Origin of the sequence: Paenibacillus provencensis (genome assembly GCF_042678545.1) — a bacterium.
Classification (GTDB): Bacteria; Bacillota; Bacilli; order Paenibacillales; family Paenibacillaceae; genus Paenibacillus; species Paenibacillus provencensis.
This window is the reverse complement of sequence record NZ_JBHTKX010000001.1, coordinates 223,729-243,287: the sequence shown is the minus strand read 5'-3', so window position 1 is coordinate 243,287 and position 19,559 is coordinate 223,729. Positions and strand designations below refer to the sequence as shown.

Genomic DNA, 19,559 nt, shown 5'->3' with positions numbered 1-19,559 from the left:
TTATCAAAAATGAATCTGTCCATTTCATATATCGACGAACAGTCTATATCAATTCACTGAACATATTTTTTATGCGTTCGAAAAACCCCGGTTTATGTTCTTCTTCCGGAGCCGGATTCGGCTTAACACGATTCGTAGGTTTCTTGTTATTGCTTCCTCCGCCGCTCGTTGGTGCTGCGGGTCTGATTTTAGCACTGCGGATCACGTTATGCAAGATGCCCACACCGCTAGTATAACCCGGGTCGCGCACCCCGATAAAGTCTGGTACAGCCACTCTTACTGAAGCCGCAAGCTCATGTCTAGCAACTTGCAAGACACCCGGCATAGCCACCGTACCGCCCGTTAATATATAACCTCCAGGAAGCTCCGTGTAACCGAGTCTCTTCATTTCCTGATGAATCATCTGGAATATCTCTTGCACACGAGGTTCAATAATGGCTGCCAGATCTTCCTGAGTAAACTCCTTATCCACATTGCTGCCGATCCGAGTTACTTTGAATACGACATCTCTGGCTGCATCATCAAGCCAAGCACATCCATACTTCAGCTTTACTTTCTCTGCTTGTTCAGTCAATGTACGGAGACCGTAAGCAATATCATTGGTTACAAACTCTCCTCCGATCGGAAGTGTAGAAGTGGCGACAATCGAGCCTTCCTCAAACACCGCAATCGTAGTCGAGCCTGCACCGATATCGATCAGTACAGATCCCATACCCTTTTCATCTTTGGACAGAGACAGCAGCCCTGCTCCGAGAGACATGAGTACAAGGTCCTTCACTTTCAGACCCGACTTCTCTACGCAGCGAAGCAAGTTATGTATGGCGGTCTTGGCACCTGTAATAATCGTCGCTTCAACCTCAAGTCTTACACCGATCATGCCGCGCGGATCCTGAATGCCTTCAAGACCGTCCACAACGTACTGTCTTGCCACTACATCGATGATCTCACGTTCCGGCGGAATAGCAATCACTTCAGCCGCTTTCAACACCCGTTCCATGTCTTCTTCACCGATCTCACGGTCTTCATTCGATACTGCCACAACGCCGTGACTTGTCATAAGTCCGATATGATTTCCGGAGATACCGACATATACTTCGGATATTTGAATACCAACCATACGCTCCGCATGATCTACTGCATTACGGATGGACTGTACAGTTTGGTCAATGTCTACAATTGATCCCTTACGAATCCCCTCTGAGTCGGCAGATCCAACTCCAATAATATTAAAGGTTCCATTATTAATTTCCCCAATAATAGCTCGAACTTTGGATGTACCGATGTCCAAACTAACAATGATGTCATTGTTGCTCAAGTCTGTGGCACCTCCTGACTCCGATAGTAATATACGTTCTCAAGTTACAACACTCTCTACATATTCAACACGTTTAAGGCTTTCCCTCTTTTTTCTACAAATTTTTTAGGTGCCACCATCTTAGGTGTAATTATGAACTTTACGCTTGTTTTCAAGCCTAATAGCTGCATGATTCACTCTCTTATATGTCTATATCTGTTAACGGTATAAACCGTCTCGATGATTCTATTAAATTATGAAGAAAAAAGAAGGATACGTTAGCAAGATGCACATAGCTTAAAGTGTAACATTTTTTTAATCAATCAGAAAGTGCTATCTTCATAGGCTGTCAATTCAATTAATTTAGGGTGTGCTTCCCGCCTCGTCTTCTCCTGTTTCCTCTTCGTCCGGCTGAAACGGTTCATAGGAATCGGCCTCCAGCATTATGATAAGACCGGGTTCTTCTGTTTCAATGACTTGGTTTAGATAACTCACCTTATCTCCAAGCAAAGAAATCGTTGTAATGACCTCAAACATCGATTTGGTATACAGCTTGATCCGGTCGGGAAACGAAGGTGTTGGCGAAGGGAGAATCTCCGAAATATCTGTTGTCAGCTCATTCGGAATTTCTTTGAGCACATTAGAGAGCTCTGTCTTCAGCGGATCGTCTGCTTTCCACTGGGTAAGAATCGGTTTTTCCACTGCAATGCCTCTTCCCTCCAGATTGACGCTGGTACCGCTGGATAGTATGGCTTGAATTTGACCGTCTGACGCTAATTCATAGGCCACAGTATCATATTCTTTAACATGTATGGATATATTGCCAGGGAACTGCTTGTCCACCGTTGCTTCAGAAATAAGAGGACTGTCCTCCAGCACCCCTTCAATATCAGATGCATCGGCACCGAAAAAAGGACTACCTACCTCTAGACCGCTCTTTAATAAAATTTCTTCTCTAGTACTAAACACATTCCCTTCTATCTGAAACTGGGAAATTTTGCTCACGGGAGATCTAAAAAAGATAACAGCAAAAATAACGATAAATAACAACACCAAAATAAAGATGATTTTCCGGCTTGTTTTCATTTTTGGCGTGCTCTCTTTTTTGAGAGCTGGAATTTGACCTTTTGGCATTGACGTTCGCTCCATAAAAGCCTTAAGGTCCCCTCCAAAAAGAGGGGACTTTCAGGGCAATATTGTGCTTAAATCTGATTTAGCATGAATATACTTGAATATAATCACCATGAAGGTATTCGAATCTACGGCGCAACGAAACTTACGGGCTGGCGTTCTACAAAAGCACCCAGGGACTGAAATAATTGTTCAATCCGGTCGTATCCGCGATCGATATGGTGTACCTGCTCCACCACCGTTTTGCCCTGCGCTGCCAATCCCGCTATGACCAGTGCTGCACCTGCTCGCAAATCTGTAGCTTCTACCGTTGCCCCATACAAACGAGGCACGCCGCGGATAAATGCGGTGTTCAAATCCACTGAAATATCGGCTCCCATCACGTTAAGCTCATCCACATGCTTGAATCTGGCCTCGAAGACTGTTTCCTTCATAATACTGAATCCATCTGCCAAACTAAGCAGAACCATAACCTGTGATTGAAGATCTGTTGGAAATGATGGATAAGGTGACGTAACGATACGATCGACTGCCTTGGGTCTTCCCATGCAGCTCACGGTTATTATATCATTGCATACACTTGTTTGAACACCGGCTCGCTTCAGCACGTGTATAAGCGAAGTGAGGTGTGCTGGATTGCTGCGCGTTAATGTAACATTGCCCCGTGTTGCAGCCGCAGCAATCAGCACAGTACCTGCCACGATTCGATCGGGAATAATCTCATACGTGCAGGAAGTCAACCGATCAACCCCATGAATGGTAATTGTACTCGTGCCTGCTCCAATAATATGAGCGCCCATCGCATTGAGGAAATTTTGAAGATCCTGAATTTCAGGCTCTCTAGCCGCATTTGTGATCGTCGTTGTGCCGGAAGCCGTTACTGCAGCCATCATGATATTCTCTGTTGCACCTACGCTTGGAAAATCAAGCTGAATATCTGCACCAATCAGTTTCTTCGCACGACAAGTAATCTGTGAATCCTTCTCCTCAATAACAGCTCCAAGTGCTTCGAGACCCCTCAAATGGAGATCAATCTTGCGTTCTCCGATTGCGCAGCCGCCTGGCTGATAAATTGACACTTCGCCAAATCTCGCCAGCAGCGGACCCATCAGGAAAATAGATGAGCGCATTTTGTTCATCAAATCTTCCGGAACTCTTGATGAGCTAACCAAAGAAGTATCGAGCGTTACGATGCCTTGTTCATGTCTCGTATTGCAGCCGAGCCTTTCCAGGATTTGCAGCATTACTTCAATGTCGAGCAAGTGAGGAACATTGTGAAGCTCGGTGTTCCCTTCCGCCAGCAGGCTTGCCGCCATGATGGGCAATGCAGCATTTTTCGCTCCGTGGATACGTATGGATCCTGATAGGGGGTTCCCGCCTTCAATCACCAATTTGTCCAAGTGTATCACCTCCGAGTTTACCGCTCCCCTGACTATTAACGCCTATAAATTCTCTTGCGCACACCGTCCGATTAATATGCGTTTTGATTAGGCAGTTATAGGGAATGAACGTCCTTAAGCGGATAAGAAATTTTGTTGTAACACACTGTGGACTTTTCTTAGCCCAGAGTGATTGTCACATTTGATAAGGTATCTTATGTAAAGAGGCCTCTGTGTGTGACAATCGCCCACTGGACTGTTTCTTGCGTATCCATGAAAACGTTAGGTTTATTTCTTAACAATCCTTCTCATCTCCGCGACAAGTACAGCCGCTGAATCCGGCTTCCCGAGTTGCTTAGAGATGCTGGACATTGAGCGCTTGCGGCCCTCATCGCCGATGATGGCCTCAATGGAATGGAACAGGGTATCTCCGTTCATATCCTTCTCCAGAAGCACATGCGCCGCTCCAGCCTTCTCTAGCGCCCTTGCATTGGCCTCCTGATGGTTGTTTGTTACATTCGGAGACGGAATCAGAATAGCCGGTATGCCAAGGGATGTAATCTCGGCAAGAAAGGAGGCCCCTGCCCGATTCACAATCAGCGAGGTTGCTGCAAGAACCTCAGGCATATTATTCACATATGGCAAAATGTGCATATGGCTTGGAATGTTACCCAAACGTTTTTTCACAGCCTGAAGTGTAGATTCGTAATAGGAATCTCCCGTAACATATACCATATGGACGTCCTTAAGCTCTGATACACGTTCACTCATGTCGATCATAGCCTCATTGATCGCTTTCGCTCCCCGGCTTCCGCCTACGACAAGCACTACCTTACTGCCCATTGGAACCCCGAGCGAAGCAAATCCGCGTTCGCGGCTCGCATGTTGCACGGTAGTCGCACGCGGATTGCCTGTGTAGATTACATTTTTCACACCGGGAAAGTGCTTCTCTGAGCCCTCAAAGCTTACAGCTACGGTATCCACATAACGGCTCAGAAATTTGTTGGTCAAACCTGGAATCGCGTTCTGCTCATGAATAATGCTCGGAATGCCGAGCTTCGCTGCTGCATAGACAACAGGACCACACACATATCCTCCTGTGCCTATCACCACATCGGGTTTGAACTCTCGCAGCAGTTTCTTGGATGTGCGAACCCCCTGCAAAAAGCGGATTATGGTTCTTACATTGTCCATCGACAGCTTACGGCGAAAACCAGTAATATCAATGGATTCAAACCGAAGCTTTTCCTCGGGAACGAGTTTGCTCTCCAGTCCCCTTTTCCCCCCTATATATAAAAACTCAGCGTTCTTGTCCTCAGACTCCAGCTGCCTTGCGACAGCGACAGCCGGATAAATATGTCCGCCTGTCCCGCCGCCTGTAAGTACAACGCGCATATAAGTCACCTCGCATAACGTGATAAATTAAGTAGTATTCCCAGTGCTGTAAGCATCAGCGTCAGAGATGAGCCCCCATAACTGATTAAGGGAAGTGTGATTCCCGTTACCGGCATAAGGCCGATAACAACTCCAATGTTAATCACAACCTGTACGGCAACCATACCAACGATCCCCACGGCCAGCAAGCTTCCGAACGCATCCGGCACCGTCATCGCTACCCGCATCCCTCTCCATACCAGCAGTAGGAAGAGCAGTAATACAATCAAGCCACCAATAAAACCGAGCTCTTCAGCCAATATGGAAAATATAAAATCGGTCTGCGGTTCAGGCACATAGCTGTATTTCTGCCTGCTCATGCCAAGACCAAGTCCTCCAAGTCCCCCTGGACCGATCGCATATAACGACTGAATAATTTGATAGCCTGTACCCAGCGGATCAGACCACGGGTCCAGGAATCCGGTAATACGTCTTAGACGATAAGGAGCTGCGAGAATCAAGCCGGCAAAACCCAATACACCGCCAAGCGCCAGGAACATTAGATGCTTCATCCTTGCCCCTGCCGTAAATATGATCAGCATTGATGCGCCAAGCATAACAGCACCCGTTCCCAGGTCCGGCTGAAGCATAATAAGGCCAAAAGCAAGGCCAATAAGACCTAGCGGAGGAAGTAAGCCGGTAGTGAAGTTTTTAATAGCGGCAGGATCCTTGCTGAGCCATTTAGCTAGGAACAGGATCATGCCAAGCTTCATAAACTCGGAGGGCTGAATACCGAACGAACTAATGCCGAGCCAGCTCCTTGCGCCGCCACGAACGACGCCGATGCCTGGTATCAGTACGATGATGAGTAGAATAAAGCAGAGGATGAGTACAAACTTTGCGTAGTTGCGCCATATCCGATAATCCACATTTGCCGTAAAGAACATGGCGAATAGCCCAAGCCCCGCGAACAGCAGCTGCCTCTTCACAAAATAGAAAGAGTCGCCGTGTTCACGAAAGGCAAGGACGGCACCTGCACTGTATACCATCACGATTCCGATGGAGAGCAGCGACACAATGCAGATAACGAGCCACAAATCAGGCGCCGGTCGGGTCTGTTTCATTAGGAGGCCACCTCTTACATAAGTAGTAGGGGCTTATCCACCCCCCTACTTACAGATTATGCACCGCCTCTTTAAAAATGCGTCCACGCTCTTCATAGGAGCTAAACATATCCCAGCTTGCGCATGCAGGAGATAACAGAACGACATCACCCGATTGTGCAAGCTCGGAAGCATATTTAACCGCTTCGACAAGCGCTGCGGCGGCATCCTCCCCATTATCGACAATCCGAATATCCTTTAGTCCGGCAAGTTTCGCAACCTCAGAAAGTTTATCTTTGGTCTGCCCCAGCAAAACGACAGCTTTTACTCTCTCTTTGAACACTTCCAGCAGATCCATATAATCGGATCCACGGTCAAGTCCCCCTGCAATCAGCACGATAGGCTCTTTGAATGAGGTAAGCGCCATCAGCGTAGCCTTCGCATTCGTCGCCTTGGAATTGTTGTAGTATGCTGCACCCGCATGGTTCCGTACATATTCCAAACGGTGCTCCACACCGTGGAAAGTCGAGAGAGAAGTCGAAAGTGCTGTAGGAGCCGCACCCGCTGCTAACGCAATAGCACAAGCTGCCAGCGCATTATCGACGTTAAACCGGCCCGGAAGTCCAATCTCATTGACAGGAATAATAGGATGGATACCTCCATCCATATCACGGTACATGACTGTTCTCTCAATGTCATCTTCTACGTCCGGTATGTAAGGAGGGTCTGCGTATACACCGGCTTGCAGTGTTTCTGTCAGTGAGAATGGCAGGATTCTGCTTTTAATATAAGGCACAAGCTGTCTGCATACGGGATCATCCCAGTTGATAACCGCATAGTCCTCAGCTGTTTGATTGTTAAACAGTTTAGCTTTGGAAGCAATGTAGTCCTCCATCCCGCCATGATAATCAAGATGTGTCTCTGAAACGTTCAGCAGGCAGCTGACCGCAGGACGAAAATCCGTCGTTCCTTTGAGCTGGAAGCTGCTAAGCTCAACCACCATGATATCGTCTTTCTTTGCTGCTTGCGCTGCCTCGGATAACGGAGTACCAATATTGCCGGCAACAATGGGAGACAAACCAGCATGCTCGAGCATAAGCCCTACCCATGTCGTTGTTGTTGTTTTACCATTAGAGCCTGTAATACCAATGATAGGCGCTTTGCAAATATGATAAGCCACTTCAACTTCAGTGACGACTTCGATGCCCAGCTCCAGCGCTTTTTGAATCGGAGCAACCTTATAGGGTATCCCCGGATTCTTGACCAGAAGCTGCACCCCAGGATGAATCAGGTCATCAGGGTGTCCTCCGCATATAACAGAAATTCCCAAAGCCTCCAGTTCGGATGCTTCGGGACACTGTGCTCTGTCCTTCTGATCGTTAACGATAACATGGGCTCCAGCCTGATGCAGCACCTTAGCCACCTGTACGCCGCTCTTGGCTAGGCCAAGAACAACGACGTCCATTCCTTTATAACTCTCCGGATGATTCATGAACTACAACCCCTTGTTGATATAAAGTCCGAGACCAGCGAGCAGCAGTCCTACGGCCCAAAAAGTAATTACTACACGCCATTCAGACCATCCCGACAACTCAAAATGGTGATGAATCGGGCTCATTTTAAACACACGCTTGCCTCTTGTTTTGAAAGATACAACTTGAATAACGACAGACAGCATCTCAATAACGAATATACCGCCGATCACGAGGAACAAGAGCTCTGTCTTCGTGACAATTGCTATAGCTCCGATGGCTCCCCCGATCGCAAGTGAACCTGTATCCCCCATAAATACTTTGGCTGGATGTGCATTGTAGACAAGGAAGCCAAGTACTGCTCCAATCATCGCTGCTGCGCAAACGGCAGCTGGAAGTGAAGTAGCCTGCATCGCTACAATCGCAAACGCCCCAAAAGCAATGGCACTTACGCCGGATAAGAGTCCGTCCAGACCATCCGTGAAATTCACGGCATTACTTATAGCAAGCATCATAAGAACAATAAATGGATAGTAGAACCACGGTCCAAGGTCGAATGCCCAGGATGTTCCGGGCACTGCAATCTCCGTACTGTGACCATTCTGAATAAGTAAGAAGCACATAATTGCCGCAAATAGCAGCTGGCCAAACAGCTTCTGCCTTGCGGTTAGACCAAGTGAACGTTTAAACACAATTTTAATATAGTCATCCAGGAAACCGATCAAGCCAAAGCCTAAAGTTGCCACGATCAGCACATAAAAATCCGTATTCTTCGCAGGAGCAAACTTTAAGAAGGCAAGCGTAAAGGCAAGCACGATGACGACGCCGCCCATAGTCGGCGTTCCCGATTTCTTAAGATGGCTCTGAGGTCCATCTTCTCTAACCTGCTGACCGAATTTCATACGGCGCAGGAGTGGTATCAGAATCGGTGCAGCAATCACCGCTAGGATGAATGATACACCGATCGTTAGCAGCATTAATTGAAAATCCATGATAACACCTCTCTAGTCAACTTCGATCTGTAATGGTTCATTGATTAGTGCGTTAGCAACTTCCTCCAGCTTCATGCCCCTGGAAGCCTTGACAAGAACAACATCCTTCGGTGTCATTGTTGCCTTCAAATGGGCAGTTAAAGCAGCCTTATCCTCAAAAGCAAACACCGCATGGTTCGGCATATTTAGTAACGCGCCTTTCGCGATGTTCGAAGACAAGGAACCATATGTGAATACCAGATCAAGCTTGGCCGGTGTCAGATACTGTCCAATCTCCTCATGAAGCTCTTCTTCTCTTGGTCCAAGCTCCAGCATATCTCCAAGGACAGCCGCTTTGCGTTCATAGCCTGCAAGTCCGCTAAGTGCGTCAATAGCAGCCTTCATCGCCGTCGGGCTTGCATTATATGCATCGTTCAGCACCGTAATTCCACTGACACCCTTGGTAACTTCGATGCGCATTCCCGTCAGCTTCACTTCCCCCAAACCTTTGCGCATATCATCATGAGATACGCCATAATGCCTTGCGACGGCAAGCGCAGCTAGTGAGTTAACCACATTATGATGACCTATAAGCGGTATTTGCATTGCCTCCTCGCCTGAGGAAACCGAAGTAAAGATCATCCCCCCGGCATGATTCGTAATTCCCGTCGGGAAATCATTGTTTGTCTGATTCATTCCAAACGTAAATCGTTTGAATTCCTTCGGCTTCTTCGTAGTCGGCTCGGCAAGAACACGGTCAGCAAGTGAATCATCACCATTGTAGATGAGCAAACCGTCGTTCTTCAGTCCGCTTACGATTTCGAGCTTGGCACGTGCGATTTCCTCCCTGGAACCGAGCTGCAGCAAATGAGCTTCTCCGATGTTCGTAATGACCGCAACATCAGGACGTGCAATTTCCGCCAGTCTCTCGATTTCATGTCGACTGCTCATTCCCATTTCCAGGACTGTAATCTGCGTATCTTGAGGCATGTCAAGTATCGTTAGCGGCAGACCAATATGATTATTGAAATTCCCTTGTGTCTTATGCACCTTATAGGTGGTGGATAATAGTGAGTACACCATATCCTTGGTGGTTGTCTTGCCGTTGCTCCCCGTAATTGCCACTACGGATGCTCCACTTTCCCTCAAATATGCCGCAGATAACTCCTGCAGTGCAAGAAGGGTATCCTCTACAACAATAACCGGCCCTTCAGGAGGTGTACCATGATCCTTCTGCCACATGATACCGACCGCACCAGCAGCCAGACACTCTGCAGCATACTCATGCCCGTCAAAACGTTCACCAGCCAAAGGAACAAACAACCGTCCTTCAGCAGGCATCCGTGAGTCTGTATATACACCATGTATATTCAATTCACTGTCTTGATCTCTCAAGAGTGTGCCGCCGCACATCTGTGCAATTTGATATAACGTTCTTTTTATCACTTTGCTATGCCCCTTATCGCTTCTTTCGCCACCAGACGATCATCGAAATCCGTTTTTGTCGTACCCAGAATTTGATACGTCTCATGACCTTTACCCGCAATCAATACTACATCGCCAGAGCTTGCCTGCTCAATAGCACGATGAATAGCCGCCTTTCGATCCACGATAAGCTCGTATTTATCAGGCTGGGTGCCGACGTCGATCAGTCCTTGTTTAATATCTTCAAGAATGGCATCCGGATTCTCTGTACGGGGATTATCGGAGGTAACAAATACCTTGTCACTGTATTTAGCAGCAATCTGCCCCATAATCGGACGCTTTGTACGGTCACGATCTCCCCCGCATCCAAAGACGCAGAGCACTCTCTGTTCAGCAAACTCATTGACGGTTCGAAGCACATTTTCAAGTCCATCCGGTGTATGGGCATAGTCAACGATAACTGCAAAGTCCTGACCGCACGCAACCGCTTCAACCCGTCCATCCACGCCCGGAATGGACTCAAGACTTTGTTTGATCGCTTCAAGAGAAATACCTTCCAGAAGTGCAGCCGTTGTTGCAGCCAGTGCATTGTACACATTAAACTTGCCCACCATGCGAAGCTCAATATCTGTACTGCCCTTGAATGTATCTACATAGAAAAATGTACCTTGTGCTGTGATCTTGATATGGGATGCTTTTACATCGGCTTCTGTATCAATACCGTAAGTCACTACTTCCGCTGCTGTCAGGCTGGCAAAATACTTCGATGCCTCATCATCAGCGTTCAAGACTGCATATTTACGCTTCGAGATTTCCTCTGTAAACGCGTTACCCAGTCTTGCAAACAAAAGTCCCTTGGCACTTCGATAGGATTCCATCGTGAGATGGTAATCCAAATGGTCCTGCGTAAGATTAGTGAAGACCGCTGTGCGGAAATCCGTACCCTTGACGCGTCCCTGTTCAAGCGCATGTGAGGAGACCTCCATAACACAGTTCTTAACCCCTTCCTGCACCATATGGTGCAGGCTGCGCTGCAAATCCAGCGCTTCCGGTGTCGTTCCTGACATAGGGAACTCTTTGCTTGCGTAACGCATTTGTATTGTACCGATGAGTCCTGTACTTTGGCCTGCATCGTTTAATATTTTCTCAATAAGATAAGACGTTGTCGTCTTGCCATTCGTACCGGTTACTCCGATCATGTTCAAGCGCTGGCTTGGCGATTCGAAATAATAATTTGAAAAGACCGCCATCGCTAAACGGCTGCTATTCACGATAATTTGAGGAACCGGAGCTTCGAGCTCTCGTTCAACAACAAGCGCAGCAGCTCCTTGATCCACCGCTGTCTGAGCGTAATCATGCCCATCTACCGTGTGACCAGGCAGACAAATAAACAGATCTCCTGTACCCACTTTTCTAGAATCTGTTTGTATTCCTGTAATCTCCGTATCCCCGTTGCCTACGACTCTACTTGTCTGCAGCAAGGAAGCAAATTGTTTTAAGAGCACATGTATTCCTTCTTTCCCTAAATTAAAACGTCATCCTTCCCTATTGTATCCGTTACCTAGCATTATGGTCCATAGGAAGCGAAGTAAAAACATTAACTTCCTTCTTTTTCACTGCCAGAGGATGTATTGGTGTCATGCTCATGAGCGTCTTCCGGATGACTTCCCATATAAATCCGTATGGTGGAGCCTCTTTCCACCCGGGCTCCTGGTTTTGGTGCCTGACTGATGACCGTATTGCCAGTTCCTGATTTTACGAGCATAAAGTTCATATTCAAATCTTCATACAGATCTTGTACTGTTGCTCCTGTGAGGTCTGGTACGGTTACAATCGGTGTTTCCCCATACTTGTAATTCTTCTCAAGCTGATCCTTCCGCTGCGGGACCTGCAAATAGTGTAATGAATCCTCTAATATGTTCTGGACGATCGGAGCCGCAACGACGCCCCCGAATTGAATCCCCTTCGGATTGTCTACCGCGGTATAGACCACAATTTGCGGATCATCCGCTGGAGCAAAACCGATAAATGAAACGATATGTTCTGTTGTTGAGTAACGACCGTTAATTACCTTCTGAGCTGTACCTGTCTTGCCTCCTACCCGATAACCGTCGATAAAAGCAGGGCGTCCGGTCCCCTTAGCAACCACACTTTCGAGCGCTTCCCGAACCTGCTTGGAGGTCTCCTCCGATATGACCTGTCTTACCATCTCTGGCTCAGTTTCATTGACAACTTCGCCGGTCACGGGATCGACCCATGCTTTGGCAACAAACGGTTTGTATAGCTTTCCGCCGTTTATCGCTGCAGAGACCGCGGTAATCTGCTGAATCGGAGTTACAGAAACACCTTGACCAAAGGCGGTCGTCGCAAGCTCTACAGGTCCAACCTGGGAAAGCTTGAATAGTATTCCAGAAGCTTCTCCACTAAGGTCTATTCCTGTCTTTGCACCAAAACCGAAGTTTTTAATATACTCGAAAAGCGTCTCTTTGCCAAGTTTGTTCCCTAAAGCGACAAAACCCGGATTGCATGAGTTTTCCACAACCTGTAAAAAGGTTTGGCTGCCGTGTCCGCCCTTTTTCCAGCAGCGAAGCCGGGCTCCAGCGACCTCAATATAGCCTGGGTCAAAGAAATGATCATTAACGAGATCAACCTTCTTCTCTTCCAGGGCTGCGGCCAGCGTAATAATCTTAAAGGTAGAACCCGGCTCATAGGTCATCCATACGGGTAAATTGCGGTTATATATTTCTGCAGGATATTCCTGATAATTACCCGGCTCATAGCTTGGACGACTCGACATTCCAAGAATCTCTCCGGTCTTTGGATTCATCGCGATCGCAAGGGCAGAATTCGCCTCGAATTTGACCATCGCCTGATCCAGCTCACGCTCGATAATAGATTGGATCGGCTGATCGATGGTCAGCTGAAGGTTTAGCCCGTCCTTTGGGGCAACATATTCATCTGATGATCCTGGCATCAGCCTGCCTGCTGCATCCGACAGATACTCAATTCCTCCTCCAATGCCCTTGAGGTTATCATCGTACTTCTTCTCTATTCCGGTTAACCCCTGATTATCAATTCCTGTAAAGCCAAGAATATGCGCCGCCAAATCGCCGTAAGGATAGAACCGCTTATTGTCCTCAGCTACAACAATGCCCGGAAGCTCCAAATCACGAATTTCCTGTGCTTTCTCCATCGTAATTTTTCGGCCCCCGGGCTTTATCTCGACTATTCTTTCGGTCTTGGAAATGATGCCAAGCACCTTCTCCTGCGTCATCCCAAGAAGCGGCGCTAGGGCTTCAGCCGTTTTTTCCTTTTCCTTCACCTGAACCGGAATAGCCATAACGGTCGGTGTCGTAATATTATAAGCAAGTGCTGTTCCGTTACGGTCAAGAATCTCACCGCGCTTTGCAGTATATGGAATTTGCCTCCGCCACAGATTCTCGGCTTCCTCCGCCAATTCCGGTCCTCTGGCAAGCTGAACATACGCTAGACGGACGGCAAGCGCCGCAAAAAGAATGAGCAGTATCAGCATGCACCACAGCAAGCGGCGGCGAAGCGTCACGCTGGATACTTTGGCCATATATATCTCCCCCCTACTTGTCTTTCGTATTCACAATGACATGCTTAATCATGAATATTCGGGACAACCAGGGAATAGAACAAGCTTTATTACTATTAAGTTACCATCTCATTCTTCTGGGCTGCCTGCATCCGTGCAATATGTCTCAGCATCTTCTGAACCGGAACGGTCAGGCGTCAGGACTGTCTGCCTGTTCATCGGCTGCGCTTCCTTCTTCATCTGCTAAGCCGTCGGTGGATTCACCAGTTACGGCATCCTTCGCCGTCTGAAGCGTAAGCACTACTGTACGATTCTCTCCTGTTACTTCCACTTTCTGCTTGGAGACATACCCCTCACCCTCAACTCTTACTTCCACTTTCAGCAAAGTTAACACTTCAAGCGCATCACGCAGAGATTCGCCGGTCAAATCCGGGATTTCCATGGTGTCACTTTCCTCGGTGAGCAGGTAGATTCGCTGACCTGTCGTGAGCTCGGCTCCTGCTTTTGGATACTGCTGGATCACTTTGCTTCCCTTACCGAGTGTCTCATAGGCGATGCCCTCTTCCAATAGCTGTGTACGAGCATCCTTGCCGGACTTGCCGACCATATCAGGTGCTTTTTTGCGTACCAATGGCTGTGTATTCTCTGCTTCATCCTCGCTGGTTACCGCTTCCTTCGGAACGCCGAGATAAGTGAGGGATTTAGACATAATTTCTTTGAATATCGGGGCCGCACCTGAACCGCCTCCCAGGTTTGGATCATTAGGTTCATCAATCATGACCAGCATTGCAATTTTAGGATCATCCACTGGTGCATAGCCAATAAAGGAAACGACGGACTTCGTATGATCATATTCCCCGTTAATGTATTTAATTGCCGTCCCTGTTTTGCCGGCTACACGGTAACCATCAATATAGGCATATCTGCCTGATCCATGATCCTGATCCGCAACAACCTGTTCCAAATAACTGCCCACTGTTCTTGCTGTTTCCGATGATACCACCTGACGTACTTCTTTTGGCTGAATAGACTCTACCTCACCGCTGTTTGGATCCGATATTTCTTTCACCAGGTGCGGCTCGAGCAACTTACCTCCATTAGCTATGGCTGAAATGGCTGCCACCTGCTGAATAGGGGTTACCTGTACAAGTCCATGACCATAGGAGGCAGCAGCAATATCTGCAGCATATACCAATTCCCTAATTGGCGAGGCGGACTCAGTTGGAAGATCGATGCCTGTCTTCACACCGAAACCAAATTTATCAATATAATTGCGAAGTTTCTCTCCACCAAGCATTTTGTAACCGAGGTTGACAAAGGCAACATTACTGGAACGTTTTACACCCTCCAAGTAGCTGATCGTCCCCCAGTTGCGGCTAATATCACTAATGGTTCTGCCACCCACCTGAATACTCCCTGATTCAAAGGTCGCATTCGGATTAAACAATTTCTCCTCAACCGCTGCAGCCAGGGTCACAATCTTGAACGTAGATCCCGGCTCATAGATGGATTGAATCGCATGATTATAATAATTGTCCGGTGTTTCCCAATAGGAGTTCGGATTATAATTCGGCAGATTTGCCATGCCCAGAATTTCCATCGTCTTCGGATCGGCTGCAATGACCGTCATACTGATCGGATCATATTTATCGTAAGCTTCCTTCATTGCTTCCTCGATGTAATATTGAATCGTATCATCAATAGTCAGCTTTAATTTTTTTCCATTCTGCGGAGCCGTATAGGTGCTGTCCGAGTTGGCCAGCTCTAGTCCTACACCGTCCTTCTGATATAGAAGCTTGCCATCCGTTCCTTTGAGCTCCTCATCATAGTACAGCTCCAGCCCATAAACCGGGTCTCCCTCTTTATTCAAGTAACCAAGCACATGGGAAGCCAGATTGTCTCTCGGATAAAAACGCTTGGACTCATCCATCAATACGATGGCATTCTTCGCTCCGTATTCCTTGTCCAGCTCATTTCGAAATTCTTCAACCTTATCCTTCAACTCCTGATCAATCTTGTATCCTTCGCTCCGTACTTCTCTATGAGGCCTGAGGCTTCCGTTCTCCCTTGTTGCAGTGACATCCTCCCTCAGTCCAGCTTCATCCTTGCCCAGCAATTCATGCAGGCCCTGAACGACAACGTCCTCGATCTCCTTCTCATGAATAAGCTCAGGATTTACAGCTACCGTATAGGCAGGTGCATCCGTGGCCAGAACATTGCCATTGCGGTCTGTAATTGTCCCCCTCTTCGCTGGGATGGTCTTTGAATTCTCTATCAATTCAGCAGCGTAGTCCTGCCAAAAGCCTGCATTGACCACTTGAATCCAGAACACTTTGCCCATAAGTACAAGAAAAAAGAGGGTGATGATCCCTCCAATGAGTAACGTGCGAAGTTTTATTCTTTTATTCATTTTCCCCATAGACCAAAACCTCACATTCCTTACTTGCCGTCTGAAGAACCTTGTTCAGATGAAGTAGGACGAACTGTAGTTCTCGGGACTCGAATCACTTCGCGATCCGAAGTTGGCTCCACGTATCCAAGCTCGCGCGCTTTCGCTACAATTTCGTTCTCCAGCTTCTCCTTATGAACGTCCAGAACAGCAATTTCTTTATTGGCTAATACCGTTGCTTGTTCGACAGCATGTGTCTGCTTGTTGAGGTCATAGATATTTACATATCTGCCAACCATAACACTGACAATAATGACACATACGATCACAGACATCAGATACAGAAACTTCTCTCTTGTCGGCAGACCTGTCCTGCGAGTAACGACTTTCGTCGTCTCTTTATACCGCTGGGGCTGTGCTTGCTGCTCCTGCACTCTTTCCTTAACTGCCAGGTTGCCACGTGTATAGGCCATATTCGACTCTCCTTACGTTTCTTATTACAATTTTTCCGCTACACGCAGCTTAGCAGAGCGCGCTCTGGGGTTCTGCGCAAGTTCCGACTCGCTCGGCACAATCGGCTTTCGATTAACGAGCTTGAGTGTTCCTTTACCGCCGCATACACATAACGGGAAGTCAGGTGGGCATGTACATTTCTCCAAATAACTGCTAAAAATCTGTTTACATATCCTGTCTTCCAGGGAATGAAACGTAATAACAGATACTCTGCCGCCTGGTTTCAAGCAGCGAACTGCTTGATGCAAAGCCTCCTCAAACGCACCGAGCTCATCATTCACGGCGATTCGTAAAGCTTGGAAGCTCCGTTTGGCAGGATGTCCACCCGTTCTTCTGGCAGCTGCCGGAATACCTTCTTTAATGATATCGACCAATTCGCCCGTAGTTTCAATAGCTGCAGATTGCCTTTTTTCAACTATTACCCTAGCAATCCGTCTAGAAAACTTTTCTTCGCCATAAACATACAAAATTCGAGCAATTTCTTCTTCAGTCCACTCATTTACAATGTCTCTTGCTGTCAGATCACCAGACTGATCCATACGCATATCAAGTGGCGCATCGTGATTGTAGCTGAATCCCCGCTCGCCTTCATCGAACTGTGGAGAAGATACTCCAAGATCGTACAGAATGCCATCGACTTGAGGAATCCCTTCGGTCATTGGAACATCCTGTTCACTTAATACCGCAGTAAGGTCTCTGAAATTGGTTTTGACAAGTGTAACCTTGGACCCAAATTCTCCAAGCCTTTCTTTTGCATTTTCAAGTGCCCAGTCATCCTGATCGAATGCGATCAGTCGTCCCTCGGGTCCTAGTCGTGAGGCAATAAGCGAGCTATGTCCTGCCCCGCCTAATGTGCAGTCCACGTAAATCCCGTCCTGCTTGATGTTAAGGCCTTCGGTTGCTTCTTCTTTGAGTACGGTAATGTGGTGAAACACTTGTTTGTCCTCCAGACATTTTTGTGATGTGCATAAATCCTAAAACTCAAAATTGAAATCGACCAGCTTTTCGGCAATGTCGTTAAACGTTTCTTCAGATTGGCTGTAATATTGTTCCCATATGCCTTTGCTCCAGATCTCTACCCGATTGGATACACCGAGTACGACGCACTCCTTGTCCATCTTGGCGTAATCCCGTAAATTCATCGGTAAATTTACCCTGCCCTGTTTATCGAGCTCGCATTCAGTCGCTCCTGAGAAAAAAAACCGGGTAAAGGCACGCGCATCGGATTTCATAAGCGGCAGAGCTTTCAGCTTCTGCTCCAGAATGGACCATTCATTCATCGGATACACGAACAAGCACTGGTCCAATCCACGTGTGACAACAAAGCTCGGACCGAGAGCGTCACGGAACTTGGCCGGTATAATCATTCGGCCTTTATCGTCAATGCTATGCTGGAACTCCCCCATAAACATTGTCTACCACTCCTTACCTCCTGCTCACCACTTTGCTCCACTTTCCACCACTTAAGCATAATTGATTCGCTTTGAAAAATCAAAACCCTTCTCTCCATATGAAACTTTTTGGAAGAGATGTTAGAGAGCTACCTTGACTCATGGCGAAAAATAGGGTTAGTTGAAGCAAAAAAAGAGCGATGCCAAAAGCCAGATACGGCTTCTATAAGCATCACTCTTTGGCGTTACAATTTAGTTTAATCATCCATTAAACATTCCAGCCTATATGCTAGACGTTCCAGCTGTCCAAGTATTGAATTTGCTCTTCGGTTAACGTGTCTAGCTCAATGTTCAAGCTCTCCAGCTTGTGCCTGGCTACCTTCTCATCAATTTCATAAGGAACGTTAATCACAGCAGGGTTGAGAGTTTCATAATTTTCCCTTACATACCGGAGCCCCAGTGCTTGTAGGGCAAAAGTCGTGTCCATAATTTCAGCCGGATGCCCATCTGCCGCGGCCAGGTTCACGAGACGCCCTTCTGCTAACAGGTACATTTTACGTCCATCTGCAAACCGATATTCCTCGATATTTTTCCGCACCGTGCGTACCGATGTAGAACGCTTCTTCAGCTCAGGAATACTCACTTCCACATCGAAGTGCCCTGCATTCGCCAGCACTGCGCCATCCTTCATAACATCAAAATGCTCACCTGTAATAACAGCTTTGTTTCCTGTTACCGTAATGAAGAAATCACCCAGCTTGGCAGCCTCGACCATCGGCATGACACGGAATCCATCCATGTGAGCTTCGACAGCCTTGATCGCATCCACTTCAGTTACGATTACATTGGCACCAAGTCCCTTGGCGCGCATCGCCACTCCTTTGCCGCACCAGCCGTAGCCGACGACAACGACCGTACTTCCGGCAACGACAAGATTTGTCGTCCGAATAATCCCATCGAACGCCGATTGCCCTGTTCCATAACGATTGTCGAATAGATGTTTGCAATATGCGTCATTAACAGCCACCATTGGCAGGTTCAACACCTTCTGTTTTTCGAGGGCCTTCAGCTTAATAATACCGGTTGTCGTTTCTTCTGCTCCACCGCGAATCGTCTCTAGCAGATCCGGACGCTCGGAATGAAGAATGGTTACAAGATCTCCACCATCATCGATAATGAAGTCAGGCTTCGTTTCTAATGATCTCATGATCAATTGCTTGTATTCCACCGGATCAGGATTATATTTGGCGAACACCGTAATACCGTCCTCCACCAGTGCTGCACATACATCGTCCTGAGTAGACAGCGGATTGCTTCCCGTAATGGTTACTTCAGCTCCACCCGCCTGAATCACTTTTGCGAGATAAGCCGTTTTGGCTTCTAAGTGAAGGCAAATCGTCACTTTAAGTCCTTTGAATGGCAAATCTGCTTCAAACTCTTTGCGTACCCGGTTCAATACCGGCATATGAGCCTCCACCCAATCAATCTTAAGATGTCCTTCCGGGGCCAGGTTCATATCTGCGACGATACTGTTCTTAATCACATCCGTGCTCATCTT

The 19,559-nt window shown here is 47.4% G+C and carries 15 protein-coding genes; all 15 read right to left on the bottom strand.

Annotation, left to right across the window (positions count from 1 at the left end):
• Positions 1 to 43: 43 nt before the first annotated feature.
• The gene (ftsA, locus tag ACFQ3J_RS01185) at positions 44 to 1,315 is read right to left on the bottom strand and encodes a cell division protein FtsA (RefSeq protein WP_091158525.1); all 1,272 of its coding nucleotides are present in this window, start codon (positions 1,313 to 1,315) and stop codon (positions 44 to 46) included.
• A gap of 342 nt (positions 1,316 to 1,657) precedes the next feature.
• Positions 1,658 to 2,428: a cell division protein FtsQ/DivIB gene (locus tag ACFQ3J_RS01180; RefSeq protein WP_251580857.1), complete on the bottom strand. Its 771-nt coding sequence runs from the start codon at positions 2,426 to 2,428 to the stop codon at positions 1,658 to 1,660.
• Positions 2,429 to 2,553: 125 nt separating this feature from the next.
• Positions 2,554 to 3,825 (bottom strand): UDP-N-acetylglucosamine 1-carboxyvinyltransferase, encoded by a 1,272-nt coding sequence (murA, locus tag ACFQ3J_RS01175; protein WP_091158528.1) that lies wholly within the window; start codon positions 3,823 to 3,825, stop codon positions 2,554 to 2,556.
• Between the two features lie 267 nt (positions 3,826 to 4,092).
• Complete coding sequence (murG, locus tag ACFQ3J_RS01170) at positions 4,093 to 5,199, bottom strand: undecaprenyldiphospho-muramoylpentapeptide beta-N-acetylglucosaminyltransferase (RefSeq protein ID WP_251580855.1); 1,107 nt, start codon at positions 5,197 to 5,199, stop codon at positions 4,093 to 4,095.
• A gap of 5 nt (positions 5,200 to 5,204) precedes the next feature.
• The gene (gene spoVE, locus ACFQ3J_RS01165) at positions 5,205 to 6,302 is read right to left on the bottom strand and encodes a stage V sporulation protein E (protein WP_251580853.1); all 1,098 of its coding nucleotides are present in this window, start codon (positions 6,300 to 6,302) and stop codon (positions 5,205 to 5,207) included.
• Positions 6,303 to 6,351: 49 nt separating this feature from the next.
• Complete coding sequence (murD, locus tag ACFQ3J_RS01160; RefSeq protein ID WP_251580851.1) at positions 6,352 to 7,773, bottom strand: UDP-N-acetylmuramoyl-L-alanine--D-glutamate ligase; 1,422 nt, start codon at positions 7,771 to 7,773, stop codon at positions 6,352 to 6,354.
• A 3-nt stretch (positions 7,774 to 7,776) separates the two neighbouring features.
• Positions 7,777 to 8,745: a phospho-N-acetylmuramoyl-pentapeptide-transferase gene (mraY, locus tag ACFQ3J_RS01155; RefSeq protein ID WP_091158534.1), complete on the bottom strand. Its 969-nt coding sequence runs from the start codon at positions 8,743 to 8,745 to the stop codon at positions 7,777 to 7,779.
• A 12-nt stretch (positions 8,746 to 8,757) separates the two neighbouring features.
• Positions 8,758 to 10,167, bottom strand: coding sequence for a UDP-N-acetylmuramoyl-tripeptide--D-alanyl-D-alanine ligase (locus ACFQ3J_RS01150; protein WP_311285977.1), 1,410 nt, complete (start codon positions 10,165 to 10,167; stop codon positions 8,758 to 8,760).
• Positions 10,167 to 11,654, bottom strand: coding sequence for a UDP-N-acetylmuramoyl-L-alanyl-D-glutamate--2,6-diaminopimelate ligase (locus tag ACFQ3J_RS01145; RefSeq protein ID WP_251580847.1), 1,488 nt, complete (start codon positions 11,652 to 11,654; stop codon positions 10,167 to 10,169). The genes ACFQ3J_RS01150 and ACFQ3J_RS01145 overlap by 1 nt, the downstream gene beginning before the upstream one ends.
• Before the next feature lie 92 nt (positions 11,655 to 11,746).
• A complete protein-coding gene (locus tag ACFQ3J_RS01140; RefSeq protein ID WP_251580846.1) occupies positions 11,747 to 13,729 on the bottom strand; it encodes a stage V sporulation protein D in 1,983 nt (660 codons plus the stop codon).
• Positions 13,730 to 13,898: 169 nt separating this feature from the next.
• Positions 13,899 to 16,127: a penicillin-binding transpeptidase domain-containing protein gene (locus ACFQ3J_RS01135; protein ID WP_311285473.1), complete on the bottom strand. Its 2,229-nt coding sequence runs from the start codon at positions 16,125 to 16,127 to the stop codon at positions 13,899 to 13,901.
• Positions 16,128 to 16,147: 20 nt separating this feature from the next.
• A complete protein-coding gene (locus ACFQ3J_RS01130; RefSeq protein ID WP_091158539.1) occupies positions 16,148 to 16,570 on the bottom strand; it encodes a hypothetical protein in 423 nt (140 codons plus the stop codon).
• 24 nt (positions 16,571 to 16,594) lie between these two features.
• On the bottom strand, positions 16,595 to 17,545 hold the full coding sequence (gene rsmH / locus ACFQ3J_RS01125; protein ID WP_091158541.1) for a 16S rRNA (cytosine(1402)-N(4))-methyltransferase RsmH: 951 nt from the start codon (positions 17,543 to 17,545) through the stop codon (positions 16,595 to 16,597).
• Positions 17,546 to 17,584: 39 nt separating this feature from the next.
• Complete coding sequence (gene mraZ / locus ACFQ3J_RS01120; protein ID WP_047910860.1) at positions 17,585 to 18,022, bottom strand: division/cell wall cluster transcriptional repressor MraZ; 438 nt, start codon at positions 18,020 to 18,022, stop codon at positions 17,585 to 17,587.
• 268 nt (positions 18,023 to 18,290) lie between these two features.
• Positions 18,291 to 19,556, bottom strand: coding sequence for an adenosylhomocysteinase (locus ACFQ3J_RS01115; RefSeq protein ID WP_251580845.1), 1,266 nt, complete (start codon positions 19,554 to 19,556; stop codon positions 18,291 to 18,293).
• Positions 19,557 to 19,559 lie beyond the last annotated feature (3 nt).